The organism is Halomonas qaidamensis (genome assembly GCF_025917315.1).
Classification (GTDB): Bacteria; Pseudomonadota; Gammaproteobacteria; order Pseudomonadales; family Halomonadaceae; genus Vreelandella; species Vreelandella qaidamensis.
Genome location: NZ_CP080627.1, coordinates 596406 through 615781 on the forward strand (window position 1 = coordinate 596406; position 19376 = coordinate 615781).

Consider the following 19376-nt stretch of genomic DNA (forward strand, 5'->3'; position numbering starts at 1 on the left):
CTTACATCTCCTCTGGGGCGCTAACCCCCATAAGGTCCAGCCCATTGCGTAGCACCTGCTTGGTTGCTAAACCAAGGGCTAAGCGTGTGTTGCGCAGAGTGTCATCTTCGACCATGACCTTAACGGCGTTGTAGCAGGTGTGGAAATCCCCTGAAAGATCCAATAAGTACTGAGCAACCTGCTGCGGTTCGCGATTTTTGGCAGCATTCTCAACCACTTCTGGGTAGCGTGCCAAGCGGTTAAGCACGGCCTTTTCCTGGTCGCTATCAAGCAACGCAAGATTAGCTAGAGCAACACCGTGGTTGAAGGGCTGGCCTGCATCTTCGGCTTTACGCAGCATGCTAGATACCCGTGCATGGGCGTATTGGATGTAGTAAACCGGGTTATCGTTCGATTGCGAGCGAGCCAGGTCAATATCAAACGTGAGCTGTGAATCCGCTCGGCGGGCCGCCAGGAAGAAGCGGGTAGCATCACGGCCAACTTCATCAATCAGGTCGCGCACGGTGACATAGCTGCCAGCACGTTTGGACAGTTTTACCTCTACGCCTGAGCGGGTCACCATGACCATTTGGTGGAGGACATAGTCGGGCCAGCCTTTTGGAATGCCAACTTCCAGTGCCTGCAAGCCTGCACGAACACGAGTAACCGTGGAGTGGTGGTCAGCTCCCTGCTCATTAATCACGGTTTTAAAGCCGCGCTGCCACTTATTCAGGTGGTAGGCCACATCCGGCAAGAAATAGGTATAGCCTCCTTCCCGTTTACGCATTACTCGGTCTTTGTCATCGCCAAAGGCAGTCGTGCGCAGCCACATAGCGCCATCTTCTTCGTAGGTATGGCCATTAGCAACGAGCTTTTCGACGGTCGCTTCGACTTTGCCATCTTGATACAACGATGACTCAAGGAAGTAGACATCAAATTCAACGCCAAATGCTTTCAGGTCTAAGTCTTGTTCACGGCGCAGCCAAGCCACAGCAAAGGCTTGAATGGCATCAAGGTCATTAGCATCTGCTTTCGCAGTGACTTCACGATCATCGGCTGTCACCATTTTGCCAGCCATATAATCATTAGCCACATCAACAATGTACTCACCACGATAGCCGTCTGCTGGCCAGCTTGGGTCATCGGGCCCAAGGCCCTTGGCGCGAGCCTGGACAGACAGCGCTAGGTTTTTGATCTGAGCGCCGGCATCGTTGTAATAAAATTCGCGAGTCACATCGTAGCCCGTGGCTTCCAATAGGCGGCAAATACAGTCGCCTATTGCTGCGCCTCGACCATGACCAACGTGCAGTGGCCCTGTCGGGTTGGCAGAAACAAACTCCACCTGAACCTTCTCACCTTTGCCAATCAGGCTGCGTCCAAAGGCATCGCCGCTATCGAGCACTTGAGCAACAATTTGCGCGGCTGCATCAGTAGCGGCAAAAAAATTAATAAAACCAGGGCCTGCAATCTCGGTTTTTTGAATGGCATCGCTGGCGGGTAGGGCGGCAACCAATAGGTCGGCAAGCTCGCGAGGTTTCTTTGCTGCAGGCTTTGCCAGCATAAGGGCTAGGTTGGTGGCGTAGTCGCCGTGGGCTTTATCTTTGGTCGGATCAACTTTAATCGTCGGCTGTAGATCGTCGGGCAGCACGCCTTGGTGCTTAAGCGCGTCAATTGCGCCTTCTAGCAAAGTAATAATGGTGTCTTTCATTTAAATATCCGGATGTCGTCGGTGGCGGCGTGTGCGTGCGCTCATATCAAGTAGCGGCAAAGTGGTCATTATCGGCAATTGGCGCGCAGTTTCAAAGCCGTATTCCGTTACAGGGTGAGCTGGTTGCCTCTAATACGCCTATCTTTATGCAAGAGTTTGCGGGTCAATATCGATAGACCAACGTACTTTGCGAGCGTCTCGGTTTGCCTCTAACCACTGTACCAGCCAGTTAGCTGCCGTGTGACGCTGGCTACGTTTATCCGCTGCCAGCATGATGTGTATATGATAACGGTTTTGGCGGCGCTCCATGGGTGCAGGAACAGGGCCTAAGCAGCGAACCGCTAGATTTACCATTGTTAACCATTCCCTTAGAGCCAGAGCAGCTTGCTGAGCCAAAGAGATAGCAGCTTCTTCGTTAGGGCTTTCAAAGCGTAGCAGGGCCATAAAGCAAAAAGGCGGCAGTTTTGCGATACGGCGCTCTTCTAATAAGCTGCGTGCGAGTGCGCCATAACCATGCTCAGCAAGCTGGCCCAGGTGCGGGTCATCGGGGTGTAGGGTTTGTACCAAAACCCGTCCTGGATGAGCTGCGCGCCCAGCGCGTCCGGCGACTTGTTCGAGCAACTGCGCGCTGTGTTCCATGGCGCGAAAGTCAGCAGCATAGAGGCCGCCATCGGCATTGACCACCACCACCAGCGTGACATGGGGCAGGTGGTGGCCTTTAGCGAGCATTTGGGTGCCAACAAGCAAGCAAGGCTCGCCCCGCTGAATCTCCTTGAGTATCTGCTCAAAACTCTCTTTTTTACGTGTACTGTCGCGGTCAATACGGTGCACAGTAACGTTTGGGAACAAGCCTTGAAGCGTTTCTTCGGTGCGTTCGGTGCCGCTGCCCAGAGCGCGCAGGTCACCGCTGCCACACTCGGGGCAAGCGTCTGGCAGCGCGCGCCGACTATCACAATGGTGGCAGGCTAGAAGTGGCGGCTGCCGGTGCAGCGTCATGCGTGAATCGCATTGCCCGCACTCGGCTATCCAGCCACAGCTATGGCAGGCAAGCGTTGGTGCAAACCCCCGCCGGTTGATAAACACCAGTGCCTGCTTGCCTGCCTTTAAGGTGTTTTTGATGGCGGTGATAGCGCCAGGCAGAAGCCCGCCTTGGCGCCGCTGGTGGCGTAGGTCAATCAATTCAAGCTTGGCAGGCGGGTGACGGCTAGGGCGCTGGGTAAGCCGCAGATGACGATACGTTCCTGAAAGCGCCTGCTGCAAGCTTTCGAAGGAGGGCGTGGCACTGCCTAATAGCAGGGGAATATTGTGGTAGTGAGCCCTGGCAACGGCTAAATCTCGAGCGTTGTAGCGAAGCCCATCGTGCTGTTTATAAGAGCCATCATGCTCTTCGTCAACGATAATGGCGCCTGGGTTTTTGAGCGGAGTAAAAATAGCTGAGCGGGTGCCAATAATGACGAGTGCGCGGCCATTGGCAGCGGCTTCCCATACATCCAGTCGCTCCAAGTCGGTAAGCCCAGAATGCAGCGCCATGACCGGTACCCTAAAGCGGCTCTTGAAACGCGCTAGGGTTTGCGGCGTGAGGCCTATTTCAGGCACCAGTACCAGTGACTGTTTGCCCTTAGCGGCGAGGGCTTCAATTAGCTGAAGGTAAATTTCAGTTTTACCGCTTCCAGTCACGCCTTCAAGTAAGCAAGGATGGTAGTTTTCGAGTTTTTCATGCAATACAGCAAGTGCCGAGGCTTGTTCTCTATTCAGCGGAAGCGATGGCGAGGCCAGCAAGTTGCCGCCAGCGGGCGGTGTTGCGGCTAATGTGGTTTCTTGGGGTTGGGCGAAGCCCTTTTTCTGCAAAGCTAGAAGTTGCTCTCGGGTAAAACCATGGGCAGTGACTGCCCGGCTAGCCAGCCCGTGTGGGTGCTGGCACAGCAGGGCATACAGCTCGGCTTGCTTGGGTGCTCGCTGAAGCGATAGTTCATCACCCCGTGACAGCGGGAGCCACAGCGTCTGCATTCTTCCCCCCATGGGATGGCCCTGGCGCAACCGGGCGGGCATGGCTAGCTGCATCGTGTCGCCTAAACTGTGCTGGTAATAGCGGGCGGCAAAATGGCATAGCCACTGCCAGTCGTTGGGCAGTGGGGCGTCGTCTAGCACCTCGCTGATAGCACGTAGCTTTGTGCGAGGCAATTCACTGCCGTTGGCAAGCTCTGCCACCACGCCGACTACTTCTCTGCGGCCAAAGGGTACGCGCACTCTAAGACCCACCACCCAGCCGCACGCGGGAGGCTGGCGTGTTGGCAAATAGTCAAATAATCGTCGCAGCGGCGATGGCAGTGCGACCTTTAATACTTGAAAAGGTGATGACGTCGCGTCTTGAGGGCGTGCCTGGGTAGAAACAGAGTCGGACAATTGGCCTCCGGCGTTTAGTTTGCTAGAATGCGCGGCCGCTCTGAATCTATAGGATGGAGCGGTTAACCGGTTAGCAGTTTTTTCAAACCCGTATGCGGTGCCTGGCAACGGATCAGGTGGCGGCATACAGCTCATGAGGCTCAAGATGAAACAAGGTATCCACCCGAATTACAACACGGTCACCGCTAGCTGTTCTTGCGGTGCAAGCTTCCAGGTTGGTTCTACCTCTGGTCAGGACTTCTCTCTGGACGTGTGCTCCAACTGCCACCCGTTCTACACTGGTAAGCAGAAGCAAGCGACCACTGGTGGCCGTGTAGAACGCTTTAACAAGCGTTTTGGCGCTGCTGTTAAGCGCGGCTAATCCTAACGGATTTGCGCTATTGCATACACACAATGTGTTTTGCAAAAAATCACGCCATGGCGTAATGCCGATCAGTTAAGAAAATTAATATGATCGGCTGACCGATTTTTTCGGAGCCTTCAAAACCCATAGTCAGGTTTACTGACTACGGGTTTTTTTATGTTCTTAAGCCAGGCACTGGAAGCTCTTCAGGATTTCACCTCGGATGACTTCAGTAAAAAGGAGACCGGGTCGGTATCCGATACGGTCTCCTTCTAAGCCCACTTATCGCAAGCTTAACTGACAAGCATTCCACCTCGAGGTGTCGCCTTTAGTCTAGCTAATCAGTCTAGCTAATCAGTCTAGCTAATCGTTCACTCTACAGCGCCGCGATCTTCACTTGTTGCTCTTCCAGCAGCTTTTTGGCAGCTTGGAATTCAGCGAGTTTGCCACGCTCTTTTTCCACCACGGCTTCTGGGGCTTTGGCGATAAAGCCTTCGTTGCCGAGCTTCTTCTCGATACCGCCGATCAACTTGTCCTGCTTGTCAATTTCTTTAGCCAGGCGTTTGAGTTCGGCGTCTTTGTCGATGAGATCCGCCATCGGCACCAGCACTTCCATATCGCCCACTAGCTGCGTTGCGCAGAGCGGTGCGTCGTCTGGGTTGGACAGCCAGGTGGCGCTTTCTAGCTTGGCCAGCTTGGCTAGGAAGTGGCGGTTGCTTTCCAAGCGCTGGGCGTCTTCCGGCTTGCCTTTGGTGAGCAGTACGTCCAGCGGTTTGCCAGGGGCAATGTTCATCTCGGCGCGGATGTTACGCACTGCGATAATCACGCCTTTCAACCATTCGATATCCCGAGTGGCCTGTTCGTCGATTTTGCTTTCGTCGGCTTCCGGCCAGGCTTGGAGCATGATCGACGCGCCATCACCGACGAAGGTGCCGGCCAGTGGTGCAACGCGCTGCCAGATCTCTTCTGAGATATAGGGCATCATCGGGTGAGCGAGGCGCAGAATAGTTTCCAGTACGCGGACCAGCGTACGGCGGGTGCCACGTTTGGCTTCCGCACTGGCGTTTTCGTCCCATAAAACAGGCTTGGAAAGCTCCAAGTACCAGTCGCAGTACTCGTTCCAGACAAACTCATACAGCGCTTGGGAAGCGTGGTCAAAGCGGTACTCGTCCATCGCTTTGGTGACCTGGGTTTCGGTTTTCTGCAGCTGGGAAATAATCCAGCGGTCGGCCAGTGAAAGCTCAACGTCGCCACCCTCTGTTCCGCAATCTTCACCTTCGGCATTCATAAGCACGTAGCGTGAAGCGTTCCACAGCTTGTTGCAGAAGTTGCGATAGCCATCCAGGCGGTTCATATCAAACTTAATATCGCGCCCGGTGGTTGCCTGGGAAAGGAACGTAAAGCGCAGGGCATCGGTGCCGTGGGCTTCAATGCCGTCTTTAAATTCGTCCTTGGTTGCTTTGGCGATGGCCTTGGCCTGTCTCGGCTGCATCATATTGCCGGTGCGCTTTTCCAGCAGCGCATCTAGCGTGATGCCGTCAATCAGGTCGATGGGGTCCAGTACGTTGCCTTTGGATTTGGACATTTTCTGACCCTGACCGTCGCGTACCAAACCGTGCACATAAACGGTTTTGAACGGGACTTCGCCAGTGAACTTGAGGGTCATCATGATCATCCGGGCGACCCAGAAGAAGATAATGTCAAAACCGGTCACCAGCACGCTGGAGGGGTGGAAGGTTTCCAGTTCTGGGGTTTTTTCTGGCCAGCCTAGGGTGCCAAACGTCCACAGGCCCGAGCTGAACCAGGTGTCGAGGACGTCTTCGTCTTGGGTCAGGGTGACGTCTGCCGAAAGGCCGTGCTTCTCGCGGGCTTCCTCTTCGCTACGGGCAACGTAGACATTGCCTTCCGCGTCGTACCAGGCAGGAATGCGGTGGCCCCACCACAGCTGGCGGGAGATACACCAGTCTTGCAGGTCGCGCATCCAAGCGAAGTACATGTTTTCGTAGTTCTTCGGTACGAACTGGATGTCGCCGTTTTCTACCGCTTCAATGGCGGGCTTGGCCAACGTTTCTACCGCAACAAACCATTGATCAGTGAGCAGCGGTTCGATCACATCGCCGGAACGGTCGCCATAGGGCAGGGTGTTGTTGACGGCTTCTACCTGTTCCAAAAGGCCCAGAGCGTCCATATCGGCAACAATTTGCTTACGCGCTTCAAAACGGTCCAACCCTGCGTATTTGGCGGGCAGGGTGGCGTCTTCGTCGGGCTGGGGAGTGCCTTTTAGGTCGAAGATTTCAGCGCGCTCAAGGATGGTGGCATCCTTGGTGAACACATTGATCAGCAGGTGGTTCTGGCGCTTGCCGACTTCGTAGTCATTGAAGTCGTGGGCCGGGGTGATCTTTACGCAGCCGGAGCCTTTTTCCATATCGGCGTGCTCGTCGGCAACGATAGGAATGCGGCGGCCGACCAGCGGCAATTCGATAAATTTGCCGACCAGCGAAGCATAGCGAGCATCATCGGGGTTAACCGCGACACCCGTATCGCCTAGCAAGGTTTCAGGGCGAGTGGTTGCCACGACCAGGTAATCGTTACCATCGGTGGTTTTGACGCCATCGGCCAGCGGGTAGCGGAAGTGCCAGAAGCTGCCCTGCTGCTCTTTGTTTTCCACTTCCAGGTCGGAAATCGCGGTGTGTAGGGTAGGGTCCCAGTTAACCAGGCGTTTGCCACGGTAGATCAACTTTTCTTCGTGCAAGCGCACGAACACTTCTTGCACGGCTTTATAGAAGCCGTCATCCATCGTGAAGCGCTCGCGGGACCAATCAACGCTGGCGCCCATGCGGCGCAGCTGGCGGGTGATGTGGCCGCCGGACTCCTCTTTCCACTCCCATACCTTGTCGATAAACGCATCGCGGCCCAGGTCGTGGCGGGTTTTGCCTTCTTCCGCGGCAATTTTACGCTCAACCAGCATTTGCGTGGCGATTCCGGCGTGGTCGGTGCCTACCTGCCACAGGGTGTTGTTGCCCTGCATCCGCTTCCAACGCGTCAGGGTATCCATAATGGTGTCCTGGAACGCGTGGCCCATGTGCAGGCTGCCGGTCACGTTAGGCGGTGGAATCATGATCGAAAACGGCTTACCGCGGCCTGTTGGGGCGAAGCGGTTGTCGGCTTCCCAGCGTTCGTACCAGCGGGTTTCGATCTGTTCGGGTTGGTAGGTCTTTTCCATGGGGAGTCGGCTCACGGCTTGCAAAAAAAAATGGTGGCAAGTATACCGCGAACGACCCCCTGGCGTCAGGGGCGTTGATGAAACCGCACAGCGGTTAATCGCGTAGGGCGCGGTCGCGTACTTTCACCACGGGTTCCATGAGGTAGTCCAGTACGCTGCGCTTACCGTTGAGAATATCGATTTCCGCCACCATGCCAGGAATAATGGTCAGCGGTTCATTGTCAGCGTCGAAGAGATAGCCGTCGGTGCGCACCTCAACGGGGTACATCAACTCACCGCTTTCTGGCATTTGAACGGCGTCGGCGGCAATAGTGACCAGCTCGCCATCCAGGCCGCCGTAACGGGCAAAGTCGTAGGCCGTTAGTTTTACCTTCACCGGCTGGCCGGGGTAGAGGAAGGCGATATCCGAGGGGCGAATATGCGCTTCTACGACCAAGGCGTCATCGGCTGGGACGACCTCCACGAGCGGCTCACCAGAGCCTGCTACGCCACCTACGGTGCTAATATGCACTTGATTCACGACCCCTGCGACTGGCGAGCGGATGGTGGTGCGTGCCACCTGATCCGCTCGGCCGGGAAGCGTCTTTTGTAGCTCTGCGGCCTGTGAGGTCGCTTCGGCCAGTTGGGCGAGCGCATCGGCTTCAAAAGCATTGCGAGCGGCTGCTTTGCGGTCTTCAATTTCAGCGATGGAAGATTCTGCGCGGGCAACAGCACTTTGTTGGCGGGCTACCTCGCCGCGCAGTTCGTTGAGCGATTGACGTACTCGCAGCAGCGAGGTCTCTGGCTCAATGCCGCGCTGAGCCAGTGGCTGAATGATGGCCAGCTCTCGTTCGGCCAGCTGCACGCCGGAACGGGCGGTGCTTAACGCGGCTTCGAGCTCCGCTTTTTCCTGACGGCGCTGATAGCCCTGCTGTTCTAATACTTGAAGTTCGGCGCTTAGCTCCAACTGCCGCCCATGAAACAGGCGGGTTTCGCTCGCAGCCACACTAGGTGCGCTTTGGCTGAGTGCATCATCGAGTGCCAGCGGCGTTTGGTTGATTTCGGCTTCCAGGCGTTGCAAGCGTAGTTGCAGGGAACGTAGGCGCTGTAGGCTCTCTTCGTAGTCGCCTTCCAGCGTGCCGCCACTAAGCACCATCAGCGTGTCGCCTTGTTCGACCGTATCCCCACGGCGTACGTTAATCTCGGTTACCACGCCGCCTTCCAGGCTTTCTACTACTTGCAGGCTGCGCGAGGGCACGACTTTGCCTTGCCCTCGGGTCACTTCGTCCACCTCCGTGAGATAAGCCCACAAGAAGCCAATCAGTAAAAAGCCAATAATGGTGAGCAGGAGTAGGCTGCTAGCAATTGGCCGCTTGTTGCGGCCATGGCGTACAAAGTGTTCAAAATCAAGCTGGGACGTCGGGCGGCTCACAATGCTGTTCCTTCACGCGTGCGGTGGGGCGCTGCTTCAACGGGGCGCATCACCTGGGCCTTGGGGCCATCGGCAATAATCTGGCCTTGATCAACAATAATCACCCGATCAACCAGCGCTAACAGACTGGTGCGGTGCGTCACGACGACCAGGGTTTGCGACTGGCTAGCGGCTTTTAGCCGTGAGATCACCTCTTTTTCGGTTTGAATATCCATTGCACTGGTTGGCTCATCCATCAGCAACATCGGTGGGGCTCCCAGCAGCGCGCGGGCAAGGCAGATGAGCTGCCGCTGGCCACCGGAAAGCCCTTCGCCGCGCTCACCAATGGGCATGTCGTAGCCCTGGGGGTGGCGGGCGATAAAGTCGTGGGCACCGGCCAGTTTGGCGGCCTGGAGAATTTGTTCATCGGTAGGGTGGTGGGCACCAATCGCAATATTCTGGCGAACAGTGCCAGAAAACAGCCACGCTTCCTGCAACACGCTACCAATGTTGTGACGTAAATCCGCAGGGTCAATTTGGCGAATATCGGTGTCGTCTACTAGTACCGCGCCTTTTTCGGGCGGGTAAATGCCGAGCAGTAGCCGCGCCAGGGTACTTTTACCGGAACCCACGCGGCCCAGTAGCGCAACCTTTTCTCCAGGCTCGATCGTCAGATTGATATTGGCCAATGCTGCAGTGGTTTGCTCTGGGTAGCGGAAGCTCACATCTTGCAGGCTGATTTTGCCTTCCAGAGAAGGGCGGCTTAAGTAGTGACGGCCAGCGGGGCGCTCGGAAGGCATATTCATTAGCTGGTCAAGCGCGCGGTAAGAGGTGCGGGCTTGGTTAATGCGGGTCATGGTTTGAGCCAGCTGCGCCAGCGGCGCGAGTGCACGACCGGTGAGAATCACACAGGCAATCATTGCACCCATGGAAATCACCCCGTCACCGACTAAAAACACCCCATACACCACAATGCTCACCTGAGCGGCTTGCTGGGCGAACGCGGTGGCATTCAGAGCAAACTGTTGAATTGCGCGGCCTTTACGACCCACGTTAGATTGCTGCTGAACGCTCTCTTCCCAGCGTTGGCGAATCATTGGCGCAGCGCCACTGGCTTTAATGGTTTCCAGCCCTGCTACCGCTTCAATCAGCACGCCCTGCTTGGAACGGCTCTCTTCAAACGCTTGGCCGGACAGGCGTTTAAGAAAGGGCTGCACCGCCAGGCCAATCAGCAGTACCAACGGCACGGCAATCAGCGGCACCATAAAAAGCGGCCCCCCAATCAGATAAATCACGCCGATAAACAGGAAGATAAACGGCAAATCGACGAGGGCTACCAGCGATGCTGAGGCGAAGAAATCGCGCAGCGACTCAAATTCCCGCAGGGTGTTGGCAAACCCACCGGTAGAGCCCCGCTTGGCACTCATTTGTAGGTTGAGCACATGGTCAAAAATGCGCCTGCCCATGCGCAGGTCAGCTTCTTGTCCCGCCCGTTCAATAAACAGTTGGCGCAACGTTTTTACCGCAAAATCAAACAGCAATGCGATACTCACACCCACGGTTAGCGCGACGAGCGATTCAATGGCCTCGTTGGGCAATACGCGGTCGTAAACCACCATAATAAACAGTGAGGTGGCTAGCCCAAGGAAGTTGGTTAGCGCAGCGGCAATCACCACTTGGGTGTACACCCAACGATTAGACGAGAGGGCGCTCCAAAACCAGTGGCCGCCTTGTATGGCTGGCTCGCTATTCAGGGCTACCGGCCGGTAGCGGGCGCGCACTGCAATCAGGTGGCCAATGTACTCTGCTTGCAGGGCACTTAACGCGGTTTCGACCGGCTGTTTGCCTAATGCCGGGTCAAACAGTGCAAAACGCTCATCATCAATGCGCTCAATGATGACCACGGCGCGCCCGTTTTTTAGCAGCGCGACCGCTGGCAGCAGCGAGTTCCCCAGAGTTGCCAGGGCATGTTCGCCCAGCGCAGCGACCATGCCGTGACGCTCGGCAGCATCAATAAAGCCGTCGGGAGTGAGCGGGGTGTGTGCGCCTACCCGTTGGGCGCGCACAGCCGCTTCTGAGACCGGTAGTTCAAGCCGAGCCGCCACAAAGGTCAGGCATTGCTCAAGGGCATCTGTGGGCGGATTAGCGGCGTTCAAGGTGAATCTCCATCACATCGAGTAGCTGCCCGGTTACCGCAAGTTGCTGAAAGCTAGCTTGCTCCCAGCGCACACGGCGATTGATTAGCTCTAGCGCGGTTTGGAACAGATCCCGCTGGGCGTCCAGCAAATCGTTAATATTGCTTCTCCCTACGGCGAACTGATCGCGGTAGGCCAGTAGCGCTTCTTCTTCAGCGGCAAGCGTGGCGGTTTGCGCTTCAAGCTCCGCTAGGCGGGTGCGTGTATCGGTATAGGCAGAGCGCACTTCCCGCTCCAGCTCGCGATGCAAGGCTTGGCGTTCAAATTGACTCTGCTGCTGACGTTCAACCGCCTGGGCAATGCGCGATGAGGTTGCGCCGCCGCTATAGGGCGTGTAATCAAGGTTAAACAGCAGTGCCACGTCATTATCCGATTCGTTGAACTCATTTACATCGAATTGGCGACCTTCCACGGCCACGCTCAGGCTAGGCAAGCGGGCGTTACGAGTAGCTTGCGCTTCGGCTTCGCTGGCCTCACTGGTAAGGGTTTGGCTACGCAGCGAGGCGTTACGGGCAAGGGCGTTATCCAGCAGTTGGTCGGCGCTGGTCTCGCTTAGCAACGCTCCGCCTTGAGGCAAGGCCAGCACGTCGGGCGGGGTAAAGAACGCTTCTTGATAGACGTTAATCGCCCGGGCTAACTCACCCTCTAAGGAGATTAGCCGTGAGTTGGCGTCGCTTAAGCGGCTCTGGGCACGCAGTACATCGGCTCGCGAACCGGCGCCTGCCTCGCGGCGAAGTTGAACGTCTTCAAAAATGCGCTGATGCTGCTGCAGATTGTGCTCAGCTAGGTGGCGCTGAGCGGTAACACGGGCAACATCCAGGTAGGCATTCAGGGCGTAGAGAACTTCTTCTTCGACACTTGCCTGGGACTGCCAGTACGCCGCTTCAGCGCTAAGATCGGCCGCGCGTATGCGCTCACCGCTGGCGCCAAAATCCACCAACAGCTGGCTGAGCGTAACGACCGCGTCAACGCGTGAGCCGCGGTCAGGCAGAGATTCAGTGCGCTGCAAGTCGTTACGGTACTCAAGCCCAGCGTTCACCTGAGGGCGACGCACGGCGCGCACTTCATCAATTTGCAGCACCGACTCACGCTCAAGAGAGCGCTGGGCCAGAATGCGAGGCTGTTGCTCTAAGGCGTGCTGGATTTTTTGGCGTAGCGCCTCTAGCGCAGGAGAGGCTTCCATTGGTTGACCTGCTTGCCAGCGAAAGCGCGTTAGCAGTTGCGTCAGTTCCGGTGAAAATGCCGGGCCCTCCAGCGATGAAGCGGGTAAAGGCGTAGCCTCGGGAATCGGTTCATCAAACGCCGTTTGAGCCGCCAACAGTGGGTTTACCAGCAAAAGCGCAGCGGCCACGCTGCTCAGTAATAGCCGTTTGCGTGTCCGCGTATCAACATTAAAAGACATTCACGTTCCTGAATAACGTCGGTGCTTGGCACCCAATTAAGAGGGATCCGGCCATTGATAGCGCTCTTCGCTGCTGAACGCTTCTTGCCACTCGGAAAGGGGGCGGGAAGCGCTTGCTTCTGGCAGCGGTGTCGTTGGCCGTTGAAGGAGGCTGCGAAGAACGCCAAGCTGCTGTTGGGATATGAGCTGAGCGTACACTAAAGGGACGGCACCCAATTGCCAGAAAAGCCCCATTTGTTCAGCGGATAGTGCCTTCCAGGCGGGTTCATCAATTTGATATAACGGCGTGCTGCCTTGATAGCCTTCTGGCTGCCAAGGCGTGAGCAGCTTGGCATTGGCCAATGCATCAAGCTGCTGTGCAACTCGCTGGCAACCCGCTTCCCGCTGTTGGAGAAAAGCCAGTACGTGTTGGGGGAAGCTGGCTAGCTCGCCGTGTTGATTAAAGAAAGGTTCGGCATCCAGGTGCGCCACCACAAAGGGTGAGTGCTGGTCGATGCATAGCTTTTCAGGATATTCAGCATGCAGTCCGAAGGGGTGGCTGCGCAGGGCGGCGGGCACATACGCCGCGCGCCAGCGCCCTTGGCTATCGACGATGAGATTTTGTTCATCGCGCAGCCCCAGCAGTGCGACGGCCTGCCAGCCTAGTGCTGTCTGGGTGAACCCAATTGGAAAACTAGCGGCCGCATGGCGTAATTCGGCCTCTGCTAGGCTTGCCTGGGTAATGTGCTGAGCAAAATGGTAGGCAGTAAAACGTTGCCACATCAAACCGCTGTGGCGCTTAACGTCAAGCGGCACCCAGTGGGCAGCGTGGGCCATAGGAAAACCTTTGTGGTGGTGATAATAAGGCGGCTACCTTACCAAGAACACGCGCTAATCATTTACTTGAAGAGAGCCCACGCATGGCGATTAATCCAAGCACTGGGCCAGGTAGTAGCCACCATATCACCCAGGGGCCTTGGCTTACCCATAGGGCAGTGACTAGGGCGATAGACGGAATCGTTAGCCCAAAGCCAATGGCATTCATCATCGCCAGCGCTGCGCCGAGGCGCTCAGGTGGCGCGGTGGCTGCCGCCAGCGCGGAAAATTGCGCGGAATCGGCAATTACGCTAACGCCCCAAATCCCTAGCAGAGTTAGCAGTAGCCAGGGCGATGTGCCACCTAACAGTGGATAGAGCAAACAAAGCATGCCGGAGGTTGCTAGCGCCACAACGGCCACTCGCGCGCTGCCCACACGGCGGCTCCAGCGGCCAGCCCAAACGCAGCCAGGTAGGCCCAACGCAATCACCGCAAAACTTAGCCATGGCTGAAGGCCCGGCGCTGCGCTTAGACGTTCCAGCTCTCTAGTAACTAAAAAGGGCACCAGCGCCCACAGGGCGTATAGCTCCCAGCAGTGGCCAAAGTAGCCAAGTGCCGCGGCGCGGAAGTGCTTTTGCCTGAAGGCAGACAGCCCCGCCCAGGGGCGTCCGCCGCTGGCTTTGGCGGGCAGGTGTGGCCCCACGCCTAGTTTAAAAATCATTAGTGCGGCGAGCAGTGCCAGGGCAGAAGCCAGCAACAGCGGCCACTGCCATGGCAAGTGCAGCGTTAGCCCGCGCAGTAAGTGGGGCGAGGCAATGCCCAGAGTCAGCATGCCGACCAACCAGCCCAGTGCCGAGCCTGCGTTGCTGGGTGTCCAGCTCACTACCAATTTCATACCGAGTGGATAAATACCTGCAAGACACAGCCCGACCAAAAAGCGTGCTGCTACCGCTAAGCTGACGCTGTCGGCGACGCCAATAAACGCGGCATTAATCAGCGCGCCTGCTACTGCTGAGATAGCAAACAAGTGGCTGGCGCGTACGCGATCGGCAAGGCCGGTGGTAGCAATGAGCAGCGTACCGGTAATAAAACCTGCTTGCACCGCAATGGTGAGCAGCCCCAGGTCGCTTTCACTCAAACCAACGGCCTGTTGAAGCGCAAGCCCTACGCCGTTAACGCTGAACCACAGTGAAGTGCCAAACAGCTGGGCAATGACAATCGTGGCGAGCGGGGCGCGCGCTAAAAAAGCATGGGAAGGCAGGGTGGATGCAAGCCGAGTATAAAAGCGCATTGAGTGACTCTTCCTCTGAGTTATTGTTATGTATGGCGCTAGTGTAAGTGGTTATGCATCCGTGGCCAGATGGTAGAAAGGTTACCCCAACTTATGCGGCACCACTTCATGGCCCATTTCTTTATAGCGCTGCCAGCAGGCGCGTTTGGCGACCAGAACTTGCTGGTGCTGGTTGATAATTTCGGCAATGCGGACGTAGCGTTCCACGCCTTCGGGAATGTCGGGGTGTAAGTTCAGTAGAGCGGTTTCTTGCGTTGGCACCGGGAGTTGCTGCCAGCCTAGCGTTATCGGCACGCTGGCGGCCATGTCGCTGTCTTCCAGCGCGTGGGGGAGGTAGGCATCTTCACGGAACTGCCAAAGGGCCTCGTCAGCCTGTTCGGCCAGGGCTTTATCTTCGCAGTGCAGGTGCAATCGATAGCCTTTGCGGTGGATGGTTTCTGCTAGCTTGCAAGCAAACTGCAGGCGCGCTTCCAGGGTGGTGTCAGGAAGGATATAAAAATCGATACGTGCCATCAAAGGCTCCAGCGGTTCCCGCTTTTTTCAAAACCCGTCCCTACCACCGCGGCTAGCGGCGGTAGGGTGTCGGTTTATACCCGTTGATTTATACCAACTGATTTATACCAATCGGGTGAGCCAGCCGTATTTATCTTCACTGCGGCCATATTGTAGGTCGAGCAGCGTTTTACGGATGCGCTTGGCAATTTCGTTGTTGCCATTGCCTTGTAAACGAATACGCTCGTTTTCAGTGACCAGTTCGCCGACCGGGGTAATTACCGCTGCTGTGCCGCAGGCGAACACTTCGGTAATCTCGCCAGACGCAGCGCCTTCGCGCCATTCATCGATGCTGATGGGACGCTCTTCCGGTGTGAGGCCCGCATCTTTTGCCAGGGTAAGCACGGAGTTGCGGGTAACGCCCTCCAGGATGGTGTCGGTGAGGCGGGGCGTCACTAAACGACCATCTTTATAAACGAAGAACAGGTTCATACCGCCTAGTTCTTCAATCCACTTGTTTTCAGCGGCGTCTAAGAACGCTACTTGGCTGCAGCCGTTTGCGGCGGCTTCTTTCTGGGCTGCCAGGGAGGCTGCATAGTTACCGCCACACTTGGCAAAGCCGGTGCCGCCAGGGGCTGCGCGCTTGTAGTGGGAAGAGAGCCAGATAGACACCGGCTCTATGCCGCCCTTGAAGTAAGCCGCCGCCGGTGAGGCAATCACGTAGTAGTCGACTTCATGAGCCGGACGTACGCCTAGGAAGGCTTCGGAGGCGATCATAAACGGACGCAGGTAGAGGCTGCACTCGTCGGCATCGCTGGAAGGTGTAGGTACCCAGGTGTGGTCTTGGGCCAGCAGCGCTTTCAGTGAACCGATGAAATCTTCATCGGAAAGCTCCGGCAACGCTAAACGGCGGGCGCTGCGGCGAAAACGCTCGGCGTTTTTCTCTGGGCGGAATGTCCAGATAGAGCCATCGGCATGGCGATACGCTTTAATGCCTTCAAAAATTTCCTGACCGTAGTGCAGCACAGAGGCCGCTGGGTCGAGGATTAGTGGGCCATAGAGGCGCACTTGATGGCCGTGCCAGTCGGCGTCGACTGTCCAGCGGACGTGGGCCATATGGTCAGTGAAGTGCTTGCCAAAACCTGGGTTTTGCAGAATGTTGTCACGAATCTCATCAGCCATCGGTTGATTAGACGGCAGCGTTTCAAAATGAGACTCAAGCTGGGTATCTGAAGCTGTGGGCACGGCGTATTCTCTCCGCTATAGCCTGGCCCCGAAGGGCAAGTGTTAGTGTTTATTTGGTGTAGCGTGCGCTCTGAGAACAGCACGCACGCTAATGCCCTTAGATGTAACGTTTACGTCAACCAATGGCAACCGTTGATCGCCTGATTGTGATGTTAGCTGTCGCTATTTTCTACTTGGGCATCGGTCTCACGATCAAGCAAATACTGGGTTAATAGCCCTACTGGGCGGCCAGTGGCGCCTTTTTGTTTGCCGGAGTGCCAAGCGGTGCCGGCGATATCCAGATGCGCCCATGGGAAGTGATCGGCAAAGCGCGATAGGAAACACGCTGCTGTAATGGTACCGGCCGGGCGGCCACCAATATTGGCTAAGTCGGCGAAATTGGACTCTAGTTGTTCCTGATACTCATCCCATAGCGGCAGATGCCAAGCGCGATCCCAGGCTGCTTCGCCAGCGTCGAGCAAATCGAGCGCCAGGTCATCGTCGTTGGAAAGCAGGCCCGTTGCGTGGTGGCCAAGGCCAATAATGACAGCACCGGTCAGGGTGGCAATATCAATCACGCTGGCCGGGGTAAAACGCTCAGCGTAGGTCAGCGCATCGCACAGTACCAAGCGGCCTTCGGCATCGGTGTTCAGTACTTCAACCGTCAACCCTTTCAGGGTTTTGATAATATCGCCGGGTTTAGTGGCCGCACCGTCAGGCATGTTTTCAGCGGCGGCAACAATAAACACCACGTTTAGCTTGGGCTTAATGGCGAGCACTGCTTTGACGGTGCCGAATACGCTAGCCGCACCGCCCATGTCGAACTTCATTTCATCCATGCCTTCGCCGGGCTTCAGCGAAATACCACCGGTGTCGAAGGTGATGCCTTTGCCCACGAGCACATGGGGCGCTTCTTCAGGATTTTCCGCACCCTGGTACTTCATCACGATAAGGCGTGTCGGTTCTTGACTGCCGCGTCCAACAGAAAGCAGTGAGCCTGCTCCCAACGCTTCCAGCGCCTCCTCATCTAAAATATCAACCTCAAGCGCGCCTTGGGAATCGCGCCCAAGCTGCTCGGCTTGCCCTGCAAGGTAGCGGGGCGTACAAACATTGCCGGGAAGGTTGCCCAGCGTGCGGGTAAGGTTAATGCCCTGGCCAATGGCGACACCCAATGCAGCGCCCTGCTTGGCCATGGGGGCCTCGTCGGCATCGCTGACAATAAGGCTCAGCTTGGTTAGGCTAGGGGCTTTTGCGGGAGATGATTTGAACTGGTCAAAGCGGTAAATAGCGCGTTCAGCTGCTTCGAGTGTTTTACGAGCTTTCCAAGCAGTATCGCGATCTTCGAGGGGAACGTCGGTAAACGTAGCGCTAGCTTCATCAATTGGCAGCTTGGTCAACGCTGCCATGGCAGCATCTAAGGCTTTAATAAATGCTGCTTCCTGACATTTGGCCCGTTCGCCTAGGCCAACGAGCAACAAACGTTCAGCGCCCAAGCCCGGTGCGAAGGGGACAATCTGTACATTGCCCAGCGCGGCATCAAAGTCGCCACGATCAAGTAACTGACCAATGAGCCGCTCGCTTGCGTCATCTAACTTGGCGACGGCGGGCAGTAAGTCGCTACCTTTAAAGACAGGCAAAACGAGGCAAGCCGTTTCGGCTTTGGCTGGGTTTGCGGTCTGAACGGAAAATTCCATGACGTCTCCAACAAGACAAGCATCGAGTGATTCGGGATAATGCCCCGTTACCTAGGTTTTTGATAACAGGTTTTTTAATAACAGTTTGATTAGTGTACCCAAGCCATGGGCGCATTGCATTGCAACCTGCGCTACTAGCCGGAGAGTGCGTTGATTTTATTTCGGTACTTAACTCGCGAAGTGTTACTGACGATGTCGGCGGTGGCTGGCATTTTATTACTGGTGATCATGGGCAGCCGCTTTATTCGCTATTTTTCTGATGCGGCAGAGGGCGACATTCCGGTCACTATCTTAGGCAGCCTCATGGTTTTTCACCTGCCTGGATTTATGGAGCTGATTTTACCGCTATCTTTTTTCCTGGGAATATTGCTGGCCTATGGTCAGCTATATATGAACAGCGAAATTACCGTGATGGTGGCTTGTGGTATGAGTCCTATGCGGTTGTTGCGAGTAACACTATTACCTGCTTCGGTCGTGGCGGTGCTGGTAGGACTGTGTAGTTTGTGGCTAACACCTGCGGGTGCACTACAAACTGAGGCCGCGCTTGAAGAGCAGCGCAGCCGATTGGATGTGTCAGTACTGGCGCCAGGGCGTTTCCAAGATTTCGGTGGAGGGCGTACCGCTTACATCAGCGATTTCAGCAGTGATGGCACTGAAATGCAGGAGGTGCTGGTTCATGAGCAGCCTGTTTCTGGTGCGGAAAAGACCCATAGCTATGTGACCCGTGCAGGCTCTGGCTATCAGGAAACCAGCGTGGAAACTGGTAGCCGTTTTCTAGTGCTGGAGGATGGCGAGCGCTATGGCGTAACACCGGGAAAGCAGGCTGCCGAGCGGTTAACCTTTGAACGTTACACGCTGCGCCTGGGCTTAAGCCGAAATAGACAAGAGCTGGATTCATTAGAGTACGCGACCACGGCTGAGCTATGGAACGACCCCACTCCTCGTGCCCAAGCGCAGTTTCAGTGGCGTGTAGGTTTGCCGCTAATGGTGTTTATATTGGCATTGCTAGCTCAGCCGCTTTCCAGAGTAAACCCTCGCCAGGGTCGGTTTGCAAAACTGTTGCCTGCTGTTTTTCTTTATGTCGCTTATTTAAGCCTGCTATTGGCGGCGGTGGATGCCATTGGCAGCGGCGCGCTGGCAGTTGCGCTTGGGGTTTGGCCGGTACACGGGCTGTTTTTGGCGCTTGGCTGCCTGCTGCTATGGCACTCGCAACGTAAAGGAATGCGCTAATGAAGGG

13 protein-coding genes are annotated in these 19376 nt (G+C 56.2%); 2 read left to right on the forward strand and 11 right to left on the reverse strand.

The genetic code is table 11. From position 1 onward, the window contains the following. Nucleotide 1: 1 nt before the first annotated feature. Both argS and K1Y77_RS02860 read right to left on the reverse strand, forming a co-directional pair. Nucleotides 2-1687, reverse strand: a complete 1686-nt coding sequence (gene argS, locus K1Y77_RS02855; protein ID WP_264018846.1) for an arginine--tRNA ligase — start codon at nt 1685-1687, stop codon at nt 2-4. Between the two features lie 144 nt (nt 1688-1831). Next, a complete protein-coding gene (locus tag K1Y77_RS02860; protein WP_264430220.1) occupies nt 1832-4216 on the reverse strand; it encodes a primosomal protein N' in 2385 nt (794 codons plus the stop codon). A gap of 19 nt (nt 4217-4235) precedes the next feature. Here K1Y77_RS02860 and rpmE point away from each other — a divergent pair, with 19 nt between their 5' ends. Then, entirely contained in the window at nt 4236-4451 is a 216-nt protein-coding gene (rpmE, locus tag K1Y77_RS02865; RefSeq protein ID WP_009724828.1) for a 50S ribosomal protein L31, read from the forward strand. 358 nt (nt 4452-4809) lie between these two features. On the opposite strand, the gene K1Y77_RS02870 is transcribed toward rpmE, so the two are convergent. From K1Y77_RS02870 to K1Y77_RS02910, 9 genes are all read right to left on the reverse strand, one after another. After that, nucleotides 4810-7656: a valine--tRNA ligase gene (locus K1Y77_RS02870; RefSeq protein ID WP_264430224.1), complete on the reverse strand. Its 2847-nt coding sequence runs from the start codon at nt 7654-7656 to the stop codon at nt 4810-4812. Nucleotides 7657-7750: 94 nt separating this feature from the next. Beyond that, a complete protein-coding gene (locus tag K1Y77_RS02875) occupies nt 7751-9067 on the reverse strand; it encodes an HlyD family type I secretion periplasmic adaptor subunit (RefSeq protein WP_264430227.1) in 1317 nt (438 codons plus the stop codon). Beyond that, the gene (locus K1Y77_RS02880) at nt 9064-11202 is read right to left on the reverse strand and encodes a type I secretion system permease/ATPase (RefSeq protein ID WP_264430228.1); all 2139 of its coding nucleotides are present in this window, start codon (nt 11200-11202) and stop codon (nt 9064-9066) included. Before K1Y77_RS02880 ends, K1Y77_RS02875 begins: the two co-directional genes overlap by 4 nt. After that, the gene (locus tag K1Y77_RS02885; protein WP_264430231.1) at nt 11189-12643 is read right to left on the reverse strand and encodes a TolC family protein; all 1455 of its coding nucleotides are present in this window, start codon (nt 12641-12643) and stop codon (nt 11189-11191) included. Before K1Y77_RS02885 ends, K1Y77_RS02880 begins: the two co-directional genes overlap by 14 nt. Before the next feature lie 36 nt (nt 12644-12679). After that, nucleotides 12680-13459: a SapC family protein gene (locus tag K1Y77_RS02890; RefSeq protein ID WP_030074824.1), complete on the reverse strand. Its 780-nt coding sequence runs from the start codon at nt 13457-13459 to the stop codon at nt 12680-12682. 58 nt (nt 13460-13517) lie between these two features. Continuing rightward, entirely contained in the window at nt 13518-14729 is a 1212-nt protein-coding gene (locus K1Y77_RS02895; protein WP_264430234.1) for an MFS transporter, read from the reverse strand. Nucleotides 14730-14810: 81 nt separating this feature from the next. Then, nucleotides 14811-15242: a DNA polymerase III subunit chi gene (locus K1Y77_RS02900; RefSeq protein WP_264018837.1), complete on the reverse strand. Its 432-nt coding sequence runs from the start codon at nt 15240-15242 to the stop codon at nt 14811-14813. A 102-nt stretch (nt 15243-15344) separates the two neighbouring features. After that, entirely contained in the window at nt 15345-16466 is a 1122-nt protein-coding gene (locus K1Y77_RS02905; RefSeq protein WP_264430235.1) for a branched-chain amino acid aminotransferase, read from the reverse strand. Nucleotides 16467-16618: 152 nt separating this feature from the next. Next, the gene (locus K1Y77_RS02910) at nt 16619-18139 is read right to left on the reverse strand and encodes a leucyl aminopeptidase (protein WP_264430236.1); all 1521 of its coding nucleotides are present in this window, start codon (nt 18137-18139) and stop codon (nt 16619-16621) included. A gap of 150 nt (nt 18140-18289) precedes the next feature. Between K1Y77_RS02910 and lptF the strand changes: the two genes are divergently transcribed. After that, nucleotides 18290-19369, forward strand: coding sequence for an LPS export ABC transporter permease LptF (gene lptF / locus K1Y77_RS02915; RefSeq protein WP_030074835.1), 1080 nt, complete (start codon nt 18290-18292; stop codon nt 19367-19369). Nucleotides 19370-19376: the final 7 nt, after the last annotated feature.